The sequence below is a fragment of the Agromyces sp. NPDC004153 genome (assembly GCF_053603635.1).
Genome location: NZ_JBSGFY010000001.1, coordinates 2,695,399 through 2,712,113, shown reverse-complemented (window position 1 = coordinate 2,712,113; position 16,715 = coordinate 2,695,399). Strand labels below are relative to the sequence as shown.

Sequence of the window (16,715 nt, the reverse complement as noted above, 5' to 3'; positions counted from 1 at the left end):
GCCCGACGGCCAGGAGCGTCAGGCCCCCTGGTACGGCGCGACGACGACCTCGACGCGCTGGAACTCCTTGAGGTCGGAGTAGCCGGTCGTCGCCATCGAGCGCCGCAGCGCGCCGACGAGGTTCGCGCTGCCGTCGGCGGCCGGAGCCGGCCCGTAGAGCACCTCCTCGAGCGACGCCACCTGCCCGACCTGCACGCGTTGGCCGCGGGGCAGCTTCGAGTGATGCGCCTCGGCGCCCCAGTGGTACCCGCCGCCGGGGGCGTCGGTCGCGCGGGCGAGCGCGGCGCCGAGCATCACCGCGTCCGCGCCGCACGCGATCGCCTTCACGATGTCGCCCGACTTGCCCACGCCGCCGTCGGCGATGACGTGCACGTAGCGGCCGCCGGACTCGTCGAGGTAGTCGCGACGCGCGCCCGCGACATCCGCCACCGCCGTCGCCATGGGCGCGTGGATGCCGAGCGTCGCGCGCGTGGTCGAGGCCGCGCCGCCGCCGAAGCCGACGAGCACGCCCGCCGCGCCCGTGCGCATGAGGTGCAGCGCCGCGGTGTAGGTGGCCGCGCCGCCGACGATGACGGGCACGTCGAGCTCGTAGATGAACTTCTTGAGGTTGAGGGGCTCGACGTTCTTCGAGACGTGCTCGGCCGAGACGGTGGTGCCGCGGATGACGAAGAGGTCGACGCCCGCCGCGACGACGGTCTCGTAGAGCTCCTGCGTGCGCTGCGGCGAGAGCGCGCCCGCGACCGTCACGCCGGCCGCGCGGATCTCGGCGAGCCGGGCCGTGACGAGGTCGGGCTTGATCGGCTCGGCGTAGAGCTGCTGCATGCGCGACGTGGCCCGCTCGGGCGTGAGGTTGCGGATCTCGGCGAGCACGGGCTCGGGGTCCTCGTAGCGCGTCCAGAGGCCCTCGAGGTCGAGCACGCCCAGGCCGCCGAGCTGGCCCATCATGATCGCGATGCGCGGCGACACCACCGAGTCCATCGGCGCGGCGAGGAAGGGGATGTCGAACTGGTACGCGTCGATCGACCAGCCGACCGACACGTCCTCGGGGTCGCGCGTGCGCCGGCTCGGCACGATCGCGATGTCGTCGAACGCGTAGACGCGGCGGCCTCGCTTGGAGCGGCCGATCTCGATCTCCTGGGTCACCCGTCAACCCTACCGAAGGGTCCCCTCAGGGCACACGGATGCCGCCACGCGACGCCGCACGATGCCGCCACGCGACGCCGAACGATGACGCCACGCGACGCTGCACGACGCCGCTACCGCGCCCGCACCACCCGCGCCTCGTCCCACACCGGGGCATCCGACTCGACGACCTCGCCGTCGGACCGGAAGACCAGGAACCGGTCGAAGCTTCGCGTGAACCACCGGTCGTGCGTGACCGCGAGCACCGTGCCGTCGAACCGCGACAGCGCGTCCTCGAGCGCCTCCGCCGAGACGAGGTCGAGGTTGTCGGTCGGCTCGTCGAGCAGGAGCAGCGTGGCGCCCGAGAGCTCGAGCAGCAGGATCTGCAGCCGCGCCTGCTGCCCGCCCGAGAGCGACTCGAACCGCTGCTGCGCTGCGGCCGCGAGCCCGTACCGGTCGAGTGCCGAGCTCGCCGCCTCGCGGGCCATGCCCTCGCGGTTCGCGTCGCCGCGATGCAGGATGTCGAGCAGCGTGCGGCCGTGGAACTCGGGATGCTCGTGGTTCTGTGCGAACCACCCCGGCACCACCCGGGCGCCGAGCACGGCGCGGCCCTCGTGCGGGACGCGCGCCAGCGTCTCGCCGACCGTCGTCACGTGGCCGAGCGTGCGGTCGGGCTCGGTGCCGCCGCCGGCGAGCAGCCGCAGGAAGTGCGACTTGCCCGACCCGTTCGAGCCGAGCACGGCGACGCGGTCGCCGTACCAGACCTCAAGGTCGAACGGCCTCATGAGCCCGCTCAGCTCGAGGCGCTCGCACACGACCGCGCGCTTGCCCGTGCGGGAGCCGCGCAGCCGCATCGACACCGCGCGCGCCGGCGGCCGCTCCTCGGGCGGCCCGGCCTCCTCGAACTTGCGCAGGCGCGTGACCGCCGCCTGGTAGCGCGACGCCATGCCGTCGTTGTACGTCGCCTTCACCTTGAGGGTCGCGACGAGCGTCTTCAGCGCGACGTGCTGCTCGTCCCAGCGCCGGCGCAGCTCGTCGAGCCGCGCGAAGCGCTCCTCGCGCGCCTCGTGGTAGCCCTCGAAGCTGCCGCCGTGCACCCACGCGGTGTTGCCCGCCTCGCCGAGCTCGAGCGTCACGATGCGGTCGGCGGCGCGCGCGAGCAGTTCGCGGTCGTGGGACACGAGCAGCACGGTCTTCGGGGTCGCGCGCAGCTGCGCCTCGAGCCAGCGCTTGCCGGGAACGTCGAGCGAGTTGTCGGGCTCGTCGAGCAGGAGCACCTGCTCGGGCCCGCGCAGCAGCGCCTCGAGCGCGAGCCGCTTCTGCTCGCCGCCCGACAGCGTTGCGAGCTCGCGCCACTTCGCCCGCTCGAACGGGATGCCCAGCGCGGCCATCGTGCAGTGGTCCCACACGACCTCCTGCTCGTAGCCGCCGGCCTCCGCGTACTCGGCGAGCGCCGACGCGTAGCGCATCTGCGTCTCGGTGTCGTCGCGTTCGATGAGGGCGTCCTCGGATGCCTCGAGCTCGAGCGCCGCGTCGCGGACGCGCTCCGGCGCCACCGACACGAGCAGTCCCGCCACGGTCGGCGCGGCGCCCGGCACGGTCCGTCCGGTGCCCACGAACTGGTCCATCACGCCGAGCCCGCCGTCGACCTGCACGCTCCCCTCGTCGGATCGCAGGTCGCCGCGGATGATCCGCAGGAGGGTCGACTTGCCGGCGCCGTTCGCGCCGATGACCGCGGTCGTGCGCCCCTCGGTCACGCGGAATGCGAGGTCGGCGAGCAGCGGCCGCCCGTCGGGGAGCGAGAAGGAGACGCCGTTGACGTCGATGAAGCCCATGGGTGAATGTCCGATCCGTTCGCGGCGTGAGCCGCGCCGCCCGGAGGGCAGCCGATCAGACTACCGGTCAGCGGCATCCGACGCCACCGTGCCGTCGTGGGGCAAGCTGGACGCATGCAACGCGTCGCCGCAGAGCCCCTCGACGTCCTCCGCAGCCGGACCAGCGTCAAGTGGCGCACGTTCCCGCCCGACGTGCTGCCGCTGCCCGTCGCCGAGATGGACTACCCGCTGGCCGAGCCCATCGCGCACGCGCTGCACGCCGCGATCGACCGCTCCGACACCGGCTACGCGTCGGGCGGGCGCCAGGTCGCCGAGGCGTTCCAGGGCTTCGCGGCCGCGCGCCTCGACTGGGACGTCGATCCGGCCCGCATCACGTGCACGGCCGACGTGAGCATGGGCATCGTCGAGGTGCTGCGCCAGGTCACCGAGCGGGGCGACGGCGTCGTGCTCACGCCGCCGGTCTACCCGCCGTTCTACGCCCTCGTCGCCGAGGCGGGCGCCACCGTCGTCGAGGTGCCCATGCGCGGCGGCATCGACGAGGGCTGGTCCCTCGACCTCGACGGCCTCGAGGCGGCGTTCGCGGCGGGCGCCCGCGCGATGGTCCTCTGCAACCCGCACAACCCGATCGGCATCAACCCCGCATCGGCGGAGCTCGCCGCCCTGGCCGAGCTCGCCGCGCGGTTCGGCGTGACGATCGTGTCGGACGAGGTGCACGGCGCGCTCGCGCAGCCGACGACGCCGTACACGCCGTTCCTCACGGTGTCGGATGCCGCGCGCGAGCACGGCGTCGCCGTCACCGGTGCCACCAAGGCGTTCAACATCGCGGGGCTGAAGGCGGCGCTCATCGTCACGGCGAGCGAACGCGGCGACGCCGTGCGCACCCGGATGCCCGAGGAGGTCTCGTGGCGCATGAGCCAGTTCGGCGCCATTGCGACGATCGCGGCCTTCCGCGAGGGCGGCCACTGGCTCGACGGCGTGCTCGCGAGCCTCGACGACAACCGCCGCCTGCTCGCCGACCTCCTCGCCGACGAACTTCCCGACGTGCGCTATCGGATGCCGGAGGCCACGTACCTCGCCTGGCTCGACCTGTCCGCGCTGGGCTGGGGCGACGACCCCGCACCGCACGCGCTCGAGCACGCGAAGGTGGCGCTCACGGGCGGACCCGCCTTCGGGGCAACCGTCGGCCGCGGCCACGCACGCCTCAACTTCGCGTGCACGCCGGAGGTGCTGGCGGAGGCGGTGACGCGGCTGGCCGAGGCGCGCTGACGCCTACCTGGTGTAGTTCGGCGCCTCGACGATGAACTGCACGTCGTGCGGGTGGGACTCCTTCAGGCCGGCGGGCGTGATGCGCACGAACCGGCCCTTCGTCTTCAGCTCGGCGATGTCGCGCGCGCCCACGTAGAACATCGACTGGCGCAGCCCGCCGACGAGCTGGTACGCGACGGCCGAGACGGGACCGCGGAACGGCACCTGGCCCTCGATGCCCTCGGGGATGAGCTTGTCGTCCGACGGGACATCCGCCTGGAAGTAGCGGTCCTTCGAGTACGACGTCTTCTTGCCGCGGGTCTGCAGCGCGCCGAGCGAACCCATGCCGCGGTAGGCCTTGAACTGCTTGCCGTTCTGGAAGACGAGCTCGCCGGGGCTCTCGGCGGTGCCCGCGAGGAGCGAGCCCAGCATGACGGTGTCGGCGCCGGCGACGAGCGCCTTCGCGATGTCGCCAGAGTACTGCAGGCCGCCGTCGGCGATGAGCGGGACGCCCGCCGGCTTCGTGGCCTTCGACGCCTCGTACACGGCGGTGATCTGGGGCACGCCCACGCCCGCGACGATGCGCGTGGTGCAGATCGAGCCGGGTCCGACGCCGACCTTCACGGCGTCGGCGCCCGCGTCGACGAGCGCCTGGGCGCCCTCGCGCGTCGCGACGTTGCCGCCGATCACGTCGATGTGGGCGAAGGACGGGTCGGCCTTCAGGCGGCGGATGATGTCGAGCACGCCGGCGCTCTCTCCGTTGGCCGTGTCGACCACGAGCACGTCGACGCCCGCGTCGCGCAGCGCCTCTGCGCGCTCCCACGCGTCGCCGAAGAAGCCCATGGCCGCGCCGACGCGCAGGCGGCCCTCGGCGTCCTTCGTTGCGTTCGGGTACTGCTCGGACTTGTCGAAGTCCTTGACGGTGATGAGGCCGGTCAAGCGTCCGGCGCCGTCGACGAGCGGCAGCTTCTCGACCTTGTGCTGCGCGAAGATCGCGATCGCCTCGTCGGGGTCCATGCCCACGCGGCCCGTGATGAGCGGCGCCTTGGTCATGACGTCGCGCACGTAGGTGCTCGGCTTCTCGAAGTCGGAGACGAATCGCATGTCGCGGTTGGTGATGATGCCGACGAGCACGCCCTCGCCGTCGACGACCGGCAGGCCGCTCACGCGATAGGTGGCGCACAGGTGGTCGACCTCGGCGACCGTGGCGTCGGGAGTGGTGGTCACCGGATTGGAGACCATGCCCGACTCGCTGCGCTTCACCCGGTCGACCATGTCGGCCTGCTCCTGGATGGAGAGGTTGCGGTGCAGGATGCCGATGCCGCCCTGGCGGGCCATGGCGATCGCCATGCGCGCCTCGGTGACGGTGTCCATCGCGGCGGACAGCAGGGGCGTCGCGACGTCGATGCGTCGTGTCAGCCGCGAGGTCGTGTCGGCCTCGCTCGGGATCACGTCGGTGTGACCTGGCAGCAGCAGGACGTCGTCGTAGGTCAGCCCTGTGAATCCGAACGGATCTGCCTGATCCATGTCTCCCCTTCGTCTCTCCGAGTCATGGCGCACCCGTGAGTGGTGGAGCTCCCGGGATGCATCAATCTTAAGCGAGTTTGCGCGGCGGGCATTCCCCGGATAACAATCGAGGGCCATTGTGACTGTGTGCGAAACACATGGGACATAATCGGCACGTACTGTCAGACGACGTTGTCGGCAGGAAAGACCGGACCCGGACGGCCAACAGCCCCCGGGACCCCAGGAGGTGCAGTGGAACCCACGCAAACAGTCGCCAGACGGTCTCGCGGGAGGTGGCTCATCCTCCTCGGAATTCTGTTGTCCGCACTCACTCTGTCCGGCATCGCAGCGTCCCCTGCGATGGCGGAGGATGGGAGTACGCCCAGCCCGAATTCCGAGGAAGAGTTCGAGAACTTCTTCGTCGGGAACGTCACGTTCGACGACGAGCCCCTCGAGGGCGTCGAGATCACGGTCGAGGGCGGCGGCTTCGAAGCCTCGACCGAGACCGACGCCGATGGCCGTTGGACCCTCGGCGTGCCCGAGAAGGCCGAGTACGAGCTCACGCTGAACGAGGACACCCTTCCCGAGGGCGTCGTCGTCCAGGACGGCCAGTCCACGGTGACCGCCGAGTTCGGCCTCACCAACCGCAAGGCGGTGAACTTCTTCCTCGGTGAAGGCACGAGGACCACGACGGACATCGGCGCCCAGGTGCTCATCCGCGTGGTCAACGGCCTGAACTTCGGCCTCCTCCTCGCGCTCGCGGCGATCGGTCTCTCGCTGATCTTCGGCACGACGGGCCTCTCCAACTTCGCGCACGCGGAGATGGTGACGTTCGGCGCGTTGATGGTGCTGACCTTCGGCGTCGACCTGGCATTGCCGATCTGGCTCGCCATCGGCATCGCCATCGTGCTCAGCGCCGGCCTCGGCTACACGCTCGACGCCACGATCTGGAAACCGCTCAGACGGCGCGGGGTCGCTTTGATCCCGCTCATGATCGTGAGCATCGGCCTCTCACTCGCCCTCCGGTACACCTTCCAGTTCTTCTACGGCGGGTCGACCCGGCAGCTGCCAGGCGCATCCGCCCCCTCGGACATCCGTCTCGGGCCGATCACGCTCTCGTGGATCGACGTCGCGAGCATGGCCACCTCGATCGTGGTGCTCCTCGCCTTCGCGTTCTTCCTGCAGCGCACCCGCATCGGCAAGGCGACTCGCGCGGTCTCCGACAACGCCAGCCTCGCCGCGGCGAGCGGCATCGACGTCGACCGGGTCATCCGCATCGTGTGGATCGCGGGCGGTGCGCTGGCCGGCCTCTCGGGCATCCTCTGGGCGTACTTCCGCCCAGGCGTGAGCTGGGACATGGGCTTCCAGATCCTCCTGCTCATCTTCGCCGCGGTCACCCTCGGCGGCCTGGGCACCGCGTACGGGGCGCTCGTCGGCTCCCTCATCGTCGGCCTCTTCATCGAGCTGTCGACGCTCTGGATCCCTTCAGACATGAAGTACGTGGGCGCACTGGTCGTCTTGATCCTCGTGCTGCTGTTCCGACCGCAGGGCATCCTCGGTCGCCGCGAGAGAATCGGATAAGGAGCCGACAATGATCGACTGGATTCAGATCCTCTCCAACGCGGCGCAGGAGCTCATCAGCCCCACCACCGCCGCCTACGCCCTGGCCGCCCTCGGCCTGGCGATCCACTTCGGATACACGGGCCTCCTGAACTTCGGTCAGGCGGGCTTCATGGCCCTCGGCGCATACGGGTACGCGATCTCCATCCTCACGTTCGGATTCCCCGTGTGGGCGGCCGTGCTCGTGGGTATCGGAGCGTCCGTGATCTTCGCCCTGATCCTCGGTATCCCGACGCTGCGCCTACGGGCCGACTACCTCGCGATCGTGACGATCGCGGCGGCGGAGATCCTGCGGCTCATCTTCACCACGAACACGTTCGACGCCATCACGGGCTCCGCCAGCGGCCTCCAGGGCTACAAGGACGGCTTCGCCGCCCTCAACCCCATCCCGCCGGGCACCTACGGCTTCGGACCGTTCACGTACAACGCGTACGACTGGTGGATCCGCATCGTCGGCTGGACGCTGGTCGTGATCTTCGCGCTGCTCACCTGGCTGATCATGCGCAGCCCGTGGGGCCGCGTGATCAAGGGCATCCGCGAGGACGAGGACGCCGTGCGCGCACTCGGCAAGAACGTGTACTCCTACAAGATGCAGAGCCTCATCCTCGGTGGTGTGTACGGCACCCTCGCCGGCATGATCTTCATCATGCCGCGCGCGGTCGTGCCGGCGAACTACCAGACGTCGCTCACGTTCTTCATCTACGCGATCCTGCTCCTCGGCGGGGCCGCCACGATCCTCGGGCCGATCATCGGCTCGATGATCTTCTGGGTGCTGCTCTCCTTCTTCTCGGGCTTCGTCGCCCGTGCGGTGGAGGCGGGCTGGTTCCCGTTCATGACGCAGGTGCAGGCCGGCCAGCTCCGGTTCATCCTCGTCGGCGTGGCGATCATGCTGATCGTCGTGTTCAGGCCTCAGGGCATCTTCGGAAACAAGAAGGAGCTGGCCTTTGTCAAGTGACACCACTCCCACGTCCAAGCCGGTGAAGTCCACCGGACTCCACGTCGGCGACGCCGCACCGGGCGTCCAGAAGGTCGACCCGATCCTCATCGCCGACGGCGTGAAGCGCACCTTCGGCGGCCTCACCGCCGTCGACGTCGAGCACGTCGAGATCCCGCGGGGGGCCATCACGGCCCTCATCGGTCCGAACGGCGCCGGCAAGACCACGTTCTTCAACCTGCTCACGGGCTTCGACAAGCCCGACGAGGGCAAGTGGGAGTTCGACGGCCGGTCGCTCGCACACGTGCCCGCCTACCGCGTGGCGCGCATGGGCCTCATCCGCACGTTCCAGCTCACGAAGGCACTGGGCCTGCTCACCGTCATGGACAACATGAAGCTCGGTGCGAAGGGCCAGACCGGCGAGAACCTGTTCCGCTCGGTGCTGCCGTTCATCTGGCGCAAGCAGGAAGACGAGATCCATTCCAAGGCGGTCGAGCTGCTCACCCGGTTCAAGCTCGACACCAAGCAGGAGGACTACGCGGCGAGCCTCTCCGGCGGACAGCGCAAGCTCCTCGAGATGGCGCGGGCGCTCATGAGCGACCCGACCCTCGTGATGCTCGACGAGCCGATGGCGGGCGTCAACCCGGCGCTCACCCAGTCGCTGCTCGACCACATCCTCGACCTGAAGACGCAGGGCATGACGGTGCTCTTCGTCGAGCACGACATGCACATGGTGCGTCACATCGCCGACTGGGTGATCGTGATGGCTGAGGGCAAGATCGTGGCCGAGGGCGACCCCCACACCGTGATGCAGGACCAGGCCGTGATCGACGCCTACCTCGGCGCCCACCACGACACCGACCTCGGTGCCACCGACACCGAGCACGTCGAGGCCATGAAGGAGCTCATCGATGACGAACAGTGAACCCGCTGCCGGCGCGGTGCTCGACCCAGTGGCCGACGCGGTCGTCGAGGTCGACAACGTCACGGCGGGGTACCTCCCCGGCGTGAACATCCTCAACTCGTGCTCCCTCATCGCGAGGCAGGGCGAGCTCATCGGGATCATCGGTCCGAACGGCGCGGGCAAGTCCACGCTGCTGAAGTCGATCTTCGGCCTCGTGAAGGTGCGCGACGGCGCGATCCGGCTGCAGGGCGAGGAGATCACCAACCTCAAGGCGAACAAGCTCGTCGCGAAGGGAGTCGGCTTCGTCCCGCAGACGAACAACGTCTTCCCCTCGCTGACGATCCAGGAGAACCTCGAGATGGGGATGTTCCAGAAGCCCAAGGGCCTCAAGGAACGCCTCGCGTTCGTGACCGAGATCTTCCCCGAGCTCGGCAAGCGCCTCGGCCAGCGGGCCGGATCGCTGTCGGGCGGCGAGCGCCAGATGGTCGCCATGTCCCGCGCGCTCATGATGGGCCCGCACGTGCTGCTGCTCGACGAGCCCAGCGCGGGCCTGTCGCCGGTGCGCCAGGACGAGGCGTTCCTGCGAGTCAAGGAGATCAACCGGGCCGGCGTCACGACCATCATGGTGGAGCAGAACGCCCGCCGCTGCCTGCAGATCTGCGACCGCGGCTACGTGCTCGACCAGGGCCACGACGCCTACACGGGCACCGGTCGCGACCTGCTGAACGACCCGAAGGTCATCGGCCTGTACCTGGGCACGCTCGGCCAGGACGAGTAGACCCGATCGATCCCGAAGAGGGGCTGATGCCGCGGCATCCGCCCCTCTTCGCGTGTCCAGCGCGCGAAAAGGGGCGGGCCGTGGTCCCGGATGCCGCAGCGGCCGCCTCCTGCGGCCCGGTGGACGGCGCGCGCGTCCGCAGGGGGCGGTGAGCGCAGCGTCCGACGGATGCCGCTCCGGCTTGCCCGAATGTGGCACGTGGATCCGCGGCATCCGCCCCGCGTCGCGAAAGCAGCGCGTGGTGGACGGGCTTGAGCGCATCCGACGGACGCCTCGACCGCGGCTGCCCCGCCCGAGGGCGGCGCTTGGGCCCGACGCGTCCGATGGGGGCTGGACCTCCTGCCGACGCGTCCACCGGAGCTGTGCCGGTCGACGCCACCGGACCCGGATTTCGGCGATCGGCCGCGGCTCAGGGCCGGATCGCCGAATGCGGCCTGATATCCCGGCCGATCGCCTGAGCCGCGCCGAGCCCACACGGCCAGCCCCGCGGTCGGCAGTACGACCAGAGCGCCCGGGCACGCGAAAGGGCCCCGGCCGGAGCCGGGGCCCTTCCAGGCGACGCGTACTAGTTGATGCGCGAGTACGTGTTGTCGTCGCCGAACTCGTAGATTCCGATGGTCGCCTCGGTCGGGTCACCGTTCTCGTCGAGCGTGATCGGACCCGACGCACCGTCGAAGTCGATCTGCTGGCCCTCGGCGAGGAGCGCCGCAGCGTCGGCGAAGGAGGAGACCGCCTCGCCGTCGCCGGTGCCGCCCGACACCTGGCGCAGGTACTCGGCGATGTCGGCACCCTCGGTGCTGTTCGCCGCGTACGCCGCGAGGGCGATGAGCATCAGCGCGTCGTACGACTCGGGTCCGTAGCTGTAGTCCTGCAGGTCGGCGTTGATGCCGAGCATGCGGTCACGGAAGTCGTCTTCGAGCTTCGGGCCGGGCAGCGTGCCCTTGGCGCCGGCGATCAGGCCGGGCGCGAAGTCCGCGCTGTAGTCGAACAGGTTGCCGTCGACCAGGTAGAGCTGGTCGCCCGGGTAACCCGAACCGACGAGCGCCGGAATGACGACCTTGGACTCATCGAAGGTGATGAGCGCCACGGCGTCGGGGTTCGCGGCGTTGATGGCCGCGAGCTGCGCGTCGAAGTTCGAGTCGCCCGTGTTGAAGAGCTCCTCGGCGACGACCTCGCCGCCCGCCGCCTCGAAGGACTCCTTGGTCGCGGCCGCGAGGCCCGTGCCGTAGGGGTCGTTCAGGACGAGCAGGCCCAGCGTCGAAGCGCCGTCCTCGGCCATCAGGTTGCCGAGCACCTCACCCTGGAGGAGGTCGGACGGCGCGGTACGGAAGTACAGGCCGTTGTCCTCGTAGTCGGTGAAGTCGGGCGACGTGTTCGCCGGCGAGAACTGCACGACGCCCGCGGCGGTGATCTGGTCGATCACGGTGAACGACACACCGGACGACGCGGCACCGATGATGGCCGAGACGTCCTGCGAGAGGAGGTCGGTCACCGAGACGGTGGCGATGTCGGTGGTGGTGTCACCCGAGTCGCGGTAGACGACCTCGACGTTGATGCCGAGGTCGGCGTCGTTGATCTCCTGCGCCGCGAGCGCGACACCGGCCTCCTCGGGCGGGCCGAGGAATGCGAGCGTTCCACTCTGCGGGAGGATCGTGCCGACCTTGAGGGTCAGGTCGCGTTCGCCGGCCTCGATGGGCAGGGCGTCGCCGGCCGCCTCGGTCGGTTCTTCCGATTCGGCGGGGGCCGGGGCACCCGTGCTGCACGCGGTGAGGAGGAGGGCACTGACGCCGGCGATGGCGACCCCCGTCCACGCTGCGCGAGCCGAGCGCGAGGCCGTGGCCTTCGCGAATACGCTCATGTTGCTCCTTGGGACTGAAGGACTGGTACACAAAGCAGCGTCTGGAGACGCCGTGGTTTTGACAGTATTGCCCGCCTCTGGAGGAAACAAGTGAACCCGGTCACAACCGTGTAACACCCTCGGAATCGTTACCTTGCCGACACCTTCCTGCGCGAGCACGCACGGAATCGTCGTGTCGGAGGCTTCCGACGCGCGGATCGCGCGTGACCCCCGGACGCGGGCCCCGACGCCACGACGAACCCCTAGATCGGCTCCACCGGAGCGCGTCGCGCCGACCGCGCGCCGCGCACGAGGTCGAACGTGAGCACCAGGAGGGCGAGCCAGACGAGGGCGAACCCGATCCATCGCTCGGGCGGCATGGGCTCCTGCAGGACGAACACCCCGACGAGGAACTGGATGAAGGGCGCGAAGTACTGGATGAAGCCCATGAAGATGAGCGGGAGGCGCCGCGAGGCCGCGGCGAAGAGCAGCAGCGGGATGGCCGTCACCACGCCGGCCATGAGCAGCAGCACCGTGTGCCACGGGCTGACCGTGCCCATCGTGAGCCCGCTCGTCATGGCGACGAACACGAGCTGCGCCACTGCCAGCGGCGCGAGCCATGCCGTCTCGAGCGTCAGCCCCGAGACTGCGTCGACCTTCGGTCCGACCCGCTTCTTGATGAGCCCGTAGAAGCCGAACGAGAACGCGAGCACCAGCGCGATCCACGGCAGCTGTCCGTAGCCGACGGCGAGCACGACGACCGCCACGATCGAGATGCCCACGGCGATCCACTGGGTGACGTTCAGGCGCTCGCGGAGCACGAGCACGCCGAGGAACACCGTGACGATCGGGTTGATGAAGTAGCCGAGCGCCGCCTCGACGACCTGGTTCGTGAGCGTCGCATAGACGTACGTCGACCAATTCACGAAGATGAGCACGCCCGCGAGCCCCATCGTGAACAGCACCCGCCGATCGCGCACGAGCGCCATGAACGGGCGCCAGGCGCGCGTCACCGTGATGAGCAGCACGCAGAAGACGAGCGAGAGCAGCACGCGCCATCCGACGATCTCGATCGGACCGGCCGGCTCGAGCGCGATGAAGTAGACGGGGAGGAAGCCCCAGAGGCCGTAAGCCGCGATCGCGAACGCGAGCCCCGACCGGCTCACCGAGGCGTGGTGCGCGGGCGGTGCTGGGGTCTCGGTCTCGGAGCGGGATGACACCCGCTCAGACTACGCCGGCACTCCCCCCGGATACGACGAGGCCCGGACGCCGCATGGGCGTCCGGGCCTCGGATGGTTCGTGTCGACCTAGCGGACGACGACCGCGAGCACGTCGCGAGCCGACAGCACGAGGAAGTCCTCGCCGCCGAACTTCACCTCGGTGCCGCCGTACTTCGAGTAGATGACCTTGTCGCCGACGGCCACGTCGAGCGGGACACGGTTGCCGTTGTCGTCGATGCGACCGGGGCCCACCGCCACGACCTCGCCCTCCTGGGGCTTCTCCTTGGCGGTGTCGGGGATCACGAGACCCGACGCGGTGGTCTGCTCTGCCTCGACCTGCTTGATGACGATGCGATCCTCGAGCGGCTTGATGGAAACCGACACGGTTGACCCCTTCTCTGTTTGGCGGATGACTGTGTCTGCGAAGACTGATTAGCAGCCTCATTGCGAGAGTGCTAAGCCGAGTCTAGGCGCGATTTGGCACTCGTGCAACGTGAGTGCCAGCCGCTGCGGAACTCCGCAGTGCGCGATGCTAGCGTGGCCGGGTGGACCGCGCCGACCTCGTCGAACTCCTCTCCCCCGAGGGACTGCGGCTCCTCGACCAGCTCCCCGAATGGGACTCGAAGGCCGACATCGTGCGCACCGTCGCCGAGCTGCGTCGGCAGGGGCATCCGCCCGGCCTCGTCGCCGCGGTGCTCAGCCAGTCGAAGCTGCGCGCCAGGGCGAAGGCCAAGTTCGGCGAGTTCGCGTCGCGCATGCTCTTCACCGAGGCGGGCCTCGAGCAGGCCACGCGGCTGAAGGTCGCGGCGCTGCACGCCGGCCGCTTCGCGCGCGCGGGCATCGGCCACGTCGCCGACCTCGGCTGCGGCATCGGCGGCGACGCCCTCGCCCTCGCCGCGGTCGACCTCGAGGTCACCGCGGCCGACGCCGACGAGGTGACGGCCGCCATCGCCGCGTTCAACCTCACGCCCTTCCCGAAGGCGCGCGTGCTGCACGCCCGCGCCGAGGACGTGCCCCTCGGCGGCATCGGCGGCGCCTGGCTCGACCCCGCCCGCCGCACGACCTCGGGCGGCACGACCCGTCGCCTCGCGGATGCCGCGGACTACTCGCCGAGCCTCGAGTTCGCGTTCGGGCTGGCCGACCGCCTGCCGGTGGGCGTGAAGCTCGGCCCGGGCACCGACCGTGATGTCATCCCCGCCGGAGCCGAGGCGCAGTGGGTGTCGGTCGACGGCGACGTGGTCGAGCTCGCCGTGTGGCTCGGCGCGGTGGCGCGGCCCGGCATCGGCCGCGCGGCGCTCGTCATCCGCGACGACCGCGCCGCCGAGCTCACGGCTCCGGCCGACAGCGAGGACGCCCCGACCGGGCCCCTCGGCGACTACCTGTACGAGCCCGACGGCGCCGTCATCCGCGCGCGCCTCATCGGCGACCTGGCCCGCGCGAACGGCGCGTGGATGCTGAGCGACGGCATCGCGTACCTCACCGCGGACGCAGCGCTCGAGACGCCGTTCGCGCGCGGCTTCCGCGTGCTCGACCGCCTCCCCGCCGACGAGCGGCAGCTGCGCCAGGCGCTGGCGGCGCGGGGCATCGGCACGCTCGAGATCAAGAAGCGCGGCATCGACGTCGACCCGGCGGCGCTGCGCACGCGACTGAAGCTGCGCGGCGACGAGAGCGCGACGATCGTGCTCACGCGCGAAGCGGGGCGACACGTGGCGCTCCTCGTGGAACGCGTCTGAGCCGCGATCAGCGGGGCAGCGCGCCGAAGACGATGGCGTAGTAGCCGATCCAGACGGCCGAGAAGACGAGGCCCGCGATGCCGGTGCCGATGCCCACGAACGCGAGCGTGCGCCCCTCCTCCTCGCGGCGCAGCCCGAGCACGCCGAAGACGAGCGCGGCGATCGAGAGCGGCAGCATCCAGCCGACGAACAGCGAGGCGGCGGCGCCGATCACGCCGATGACCGCGGCCACCCAGCTGTAGACGCGGCGCTGGGTGTCGTCCTGCTCCTCGTCGTCGGCGGACGCGCGGTCGGGGAGCTCCGGCCGGTGCACCACGAGGAGCTGGCCGGTCGGAACCCGTTGCAGCTCGCCGGTGTCGAACGGCACCTCGAACTCGCGAACCGCGGGGTCGGCGCGCAGCGTCGGCTCGGTCGGGGGCGCCACGAGCGCCTCGTCCCGGTCGGCTCCACGGTCGGATGCCGCGTCGGCCTCCCGCGCGATCGGCTCAGCCCCGACCGGTGCGTCGCTCGCGTCGGGCGCGACGGGTGCGTCGCTCGCGTCGGGCGCGACCGAAGCGTCGCTCGCGTCGGGCGCGACCGGAGCGTCGCTCGCGTCGCGTGCCGCGCGCTCGTCGCCCGGCTCCCGAGCGGTCGGCGTGTCACCCCCGGCGGGCGGCACCTCGGGTGGAGAACGGTCGGGGGCCCCGCCCGTGGGCGGGACCCCGTCGCGGTCGATCATGGAAGGCCTCAGTACGTGTAGTCGACGTAGTTCGGGAAGGACGCGAAGGCGATGCTCCAGAAGATGATCGAGAGCAGGGCCATGGCGATGCCGACGAAGCCGAGGATGATGCCCGTGAGCCACATGCCCTTGGCCGCGGGCTCCTTCTTGCGGCCGAGGAAGCCGAGCACGACGGCGCCGGCCGGGATGATGAGCTGCATGATGCCGCCCACGAACGGGATCCACACCACGGCGAACCCGCCCACGACGCCGATGATGCCGGCGATGAGCGAGATCAGGCTGAACACGGGCGTCGGCTTCGCCGGCGCGCCCGTGCCGTAGGCGGGCGCGACGTAGCCGGGCTCGCCGTAACCGGGCGGGCGGCCCGTGCCGTAGCCGGGCTGCTGGGCTCCGTATCCGGGCTGCGGTGCGCCGTAGGGCGAGCCGGGGTCGGCCGCCGCAGCGGGCGCGCCGTAGCCAGTGGCGGGCGGAGGCGGCGGGGGCGGCGTCGCGGCACCGTAGCTCGGCGGCGCGGGCGGCGCGGGAGGCTCGGGCGCCGACGGCGGCACGGGCGCGGACGGCACCTCGGGCGTGCCCGGCGCCGAGGGCGCCTCGGGCGCGGGCGGTGCGGTCGGCGCGTCGGGGACCGTGGGCTCGGTGGGCGACGGGAACGTCGGCTCGGGCTCCGACGGAACCGTGGGCTCGTCGGGCGTCGGGACGGTCGGCTCCTCGGGACCGGGCGCGTCGGGGTTCTTGGGATCGCTCATGTCATCGGCCTTTCGTGTGGTCGGAGTCGGTGATGCTCAGTACTGGGTCGTGAACCCGCCGGAGGCGGCGATCGAACCGAACACGATGGCGAGGACGATGACGGAGAGGATCGCCAGGGCGAGGCCGATGTAGCCGACGATGAGGCCGGCGACGGCGAGCCCGCGTCCCTCCTCGCCGGTCTTCTTGATCTGGCTGAGCGAGATGTGCCCGCAGATGATGCCGACGATGGAGCCGATGCCCCACGCGATCACGAAGCCGGCGATCGACGCGATGAGCGAGACGATCGCGAGCACGTTGGTCTTCTTGGCGGGCTGGCCGTAGGGCTGGCCGTACCCGGGCGCGGGCTGCCCGTAGGCCGGTGCGGGCTGGCCGTACGCGGGGGCCTGCTGGCCGTAGGCGGGAGCCGGCTGCTGGGGCTGCGGCGTGCCGTAGTCGGGCGCCGGCGGCGGCGGAGGCGGAGGCGGCGGCACCGCGCCGCCGGGCTGCTGCTCGGGAAGGTTCGGATCGGTCACGGTC

Annotated in this window: 15 protein-coding genes; 6 read left to right on the top strand and 9 right to left on the bottom strand. The window is 70.7% G+C overall.

Going from position 1 to position 16,715, the window contains the following annotated elements:
- Positions 1-18 precede the first annotated feature (18 nt).
- Together ACWEOH_RS12850 and ACWEOH_RS12845 are read right to left on the bottom strand one after the other, a co-directional pair.
- On the bottom strand, positions 19-1,143 hold the full coding sequence (locus ACWEOH_RS12850) for a GuaB3 family IMP dehydrogenase-related protein (RefSeq protein WP_148733860.1): 1,125 nt from the start codon (positions 1,141-1,143) through the stop codon (positions 19-21).
- A gap of 113 nt (positions 1,144-1,256) precedes the next feature.
- Positions 1,257-2,957, bottom strand: a complete 1,701-nt coding sequence (locus ACWEOH_RS12845) for an ABC-F family ATP-binding cassette domain-containing protein (protein WP_452031444.1) — start codon at positions 2,955-2,957, stop codon at positions 1,257-1,259.
- 114 nt (positions 2,958-3,071) lie between these two features.
- Between ACWEOH_RS12845 and ACWEOH_RS12840 the strand changes: the two genes are divergently transcribed.
- Positions 3,072-4,223, top strand: a complete 1,152-nt coding sequence (locus ACWEOH_RS12840) for a MalY/PatB family protein (protein WP_452031442.1) — start codon at positions 3,072-3,074, stop codon at positions 4,221-4,223.
- Positions 4,224-4,226: 3 nt separating this feature from the next.
- On the opposite strand, the gene guaB is transcribed toward ACWEOH_RS12840, so the two are convergent.
- On the bottom strand, positions 4,227-5,729 hold the full coding sequence (guaB, locus tag ACWEOH_RS12835; protein ID WP_148733857.1) for an IMP dehydrogenase: 1,503 nt from the start codon (positions 5,727-5,729) through the stop codon (positions 4,227-4,229).
- Between the two features lie 339 nt (positions 5,730-6,068).
- Here guaB and ACWEOH_RS12830 point away from each other — a divergent pair, with 339 nt between their 5' ends.
- The 4 genes from ACWEOH_RS12830 to ACWEOH_RS12815 are packed head-to-tail and all read left to right on the top strand — an operon-like array spanning position 6,069 to position 9,944.
- Positions 6,069-7,289, top strand: a complete 1,221-nt coding sequence (locus tag ACWEOH_RS12830) for an ABC transporter permease subunit (protein WP_452031440.1) — start codon at positions 6,069-6,071, stop codon at positions 7,287-7,289.
- 13 nt (positions 7,290-7,302) lie between these two features.
- The gene (locus tag ACWEOH_RS12825; RefSeq protein ID WP_452031935.1) at positions 7,303-8,283 is read left to right on the top strand and encodes a branched-chain amino acid ABC transporter permease; all 981 of its coding nucleotides are present in this window, start codon (positions 7,303-7,305) and stop codon (positions 8,281-8,283) included.
- On the top strand, positions 8,273-9,187 hold the full coding sequence (locus tag ACWEOH_RS12820; RefSeq protein WP_452031438.1) for an ABC transporter ATP-binding protein: 915 nt from the start codon (positions 8,273-8,275) through the stop codon (positions 9,185-9,187). The genes ACWEOH_RS12825 and ACWEOH_RS12820 overlap by 11 nt, the downstream gene beginning before the upstream one ends.
- A complete protein-coding gene (locus ACWEOH_RS12815) occupies positions 9,174-9,944 on the top strand; it encodes an ABC transporter ATP-binding protein (protein WP_452031436.1) in 771 nt (256 codons plus the stop codon). The genes ACWEOH_RS12820 and ACWEOH_RS12815 overlap by 14 nt, the downstream gene beginning before the upstream one ends.
- A 565-nt stretch (positions 9,945-10,509) precedes the next feature.
- Here the strand turns inward: ACWEOH_RS12815 and ACWEOH_RS12810 are convergent.
- From ACWEOH_RS12810 to groES, 3 genes are all read right to left on the bottom strand, one after another.
- On the bottom strand, positions 10,510-11,802 hold the full coding sequence (locus ACWEOH_RS12810; protein WP_452031434.1) for an ABC transporter substrate-binding protein: 1,293 nt from the start codon (positions 11,800-11,802) through the stop codon (positions 10,510-10,512).
- Positions 11,803-12,044: 242 nt separating this feature from the next.
- A complete protein-coding gene (gene rarD / locus ACWEOH_RS12805; RefSeq protein ID WP_452031432.1) occupies positions 12,045-13,001 on the bottom strand; it encodes an EamA family transporter RarD in 957 nt (318 codons plus the stop codon).
- 87 nt (positions 13,002-13,088) lie between these two features.
- Positions 13,089-13,385, bottom strand: coding sequence for a co-chaperone GroES (gene groES / locus ACWEOH_RS12800; protein ID WP_022889766.1), 297 nt, complete (start codon positions 13,383-13,385; stop codon positions 13,089-13,091).
- Positions 13,386-13,546: 161 nt separating this feature from the next.
- Here groES and ACWEOH_RS12795 point away from each other — a divergent pair, with 161 nt between their 5' ends.
- Positions 13,547-14,734, top strand: coding sequence for a THUMP-like domain-containing protein (locus ACWEOH_RS12795; RefSeq protein ID WP_452031430.1), 1,188 nt, complete (start codon positions 13,547-13,549; stop codon positions 14,732-14,734).
- Between the two features lie 7 nt (positions 14,735-14,741).
- On the opposite strand, the gene ACWEOH_RS12790 is transcribed toward ACWEOH_RS12795, so the two are convergent.
- Genes ACWEOH_RS12790 through ACWEOH_RS12780 form a run of 3 tightly spaced genes read right to left on the bottom strand, consistent with a single transcriptional unit; the run spans position 14,742 to position 16,711 of the window.
- Complete coding sequence (locus ACWEOH_RS12790) at positions 14,742-15,452, bottom strand: hypothetical protein (RefSeq protein ID WP_452031428.1); 711 nt, start codon at positions 15,450-15,452, stop codon at positions 14,742-14,744.
- Between the two features lie 8 nt (positions 15,453-15,460).
- Positions 15,461-16,198: a DUF4190 domain-containing protein gene (locus ACWEOH_RS12785; RefSeq protein WP_452031426.1), complete on the bottom strand. Its 738-nt coding sequence runs from the start codon at positions 16,196-16,198 to the stop codon at positions 15,461-15,463.
- A 36-nt stretch (positions 16,199-16,234) separates the two neighbouring features.
- Positions 16,235-16,711: a DUF4190 domain-containing protein gene (locus ACWEOH_RS12780; RefSeq protein ID WP_452031424.1), complete on the bottom strand. Its 477-nt coding sequence runs from the start codon at positions 16,709-16,711 to the stop codon at positions 16,235-16,237.
- Positions 16,712-16,715: the final 4 nt, after the last annotated feature.

What these genes read in the sequence shown, in the direction of transcription:
- ACWEOH_RS12845 (WP_452031444.1), bottom strand. Translation starts at nt 2,957, where the DNA reads ATGGGCTTCATCGACGTCAACGGCGTCTCCTTCTCGCTCCCCGACGGG.
- ACWEOH_RS12840 (WP_452031442.1), top strand. Translation starts at nt 3,072, where the DNA reads ATGCAACGCGTCGCCGCAGAGCCCCTCGACGTCCTCCGCAGCCGGACC.
- guaB (WP_148733857.1), bottom strand. Translation starts at nt 5,729, where the DNA reads ATGGATCAGGCAGATCCGTTCGGATTCACAGGGCTGACCTACGACGAC.
- ACWEOH_RS12830 (WP_452031440.1), top strand. Translation starts at nt 6,069, where the DNA reads ATGGCGGAGGATGGGAGTACGCCCAGCCCGAATTCCGAGGAAGAGTTC.
- ACWEOH_RS12815 (WP_452031436.1), top strand. Translation starts at nt 9,174, where the DNA reads ATGACGAACAGTGAACCCGCTGCCGGCGCGGTGCTCGACCCAGTGGCC.
- ACWEOH_RS12810 (WP_452031434.1), bottom strand. Translation starts at nt 11,802, where the DNA reads ATGAGCGTATTCGCGAAGGCCACGGCCTCGCGCTCGGCTCGCGCAGCG.
- ACWEOH_RS12790 (WP_452031428.1), bottom strand. Translation starts at nt 15,452, where the DNA reads ATGATCGACCGCGACGGGGTCCCGCCCACGGGCGGGGCCCCCGACCGT.
- ACWEOH_RS12785 (WP_452031426.1), bottom strand. Translation starts at nt 16,198, where the DNA reads ATGAGCGATCCCAAGAACCCCGACGCGCCCGGTCCCGAGGAGCCGACC.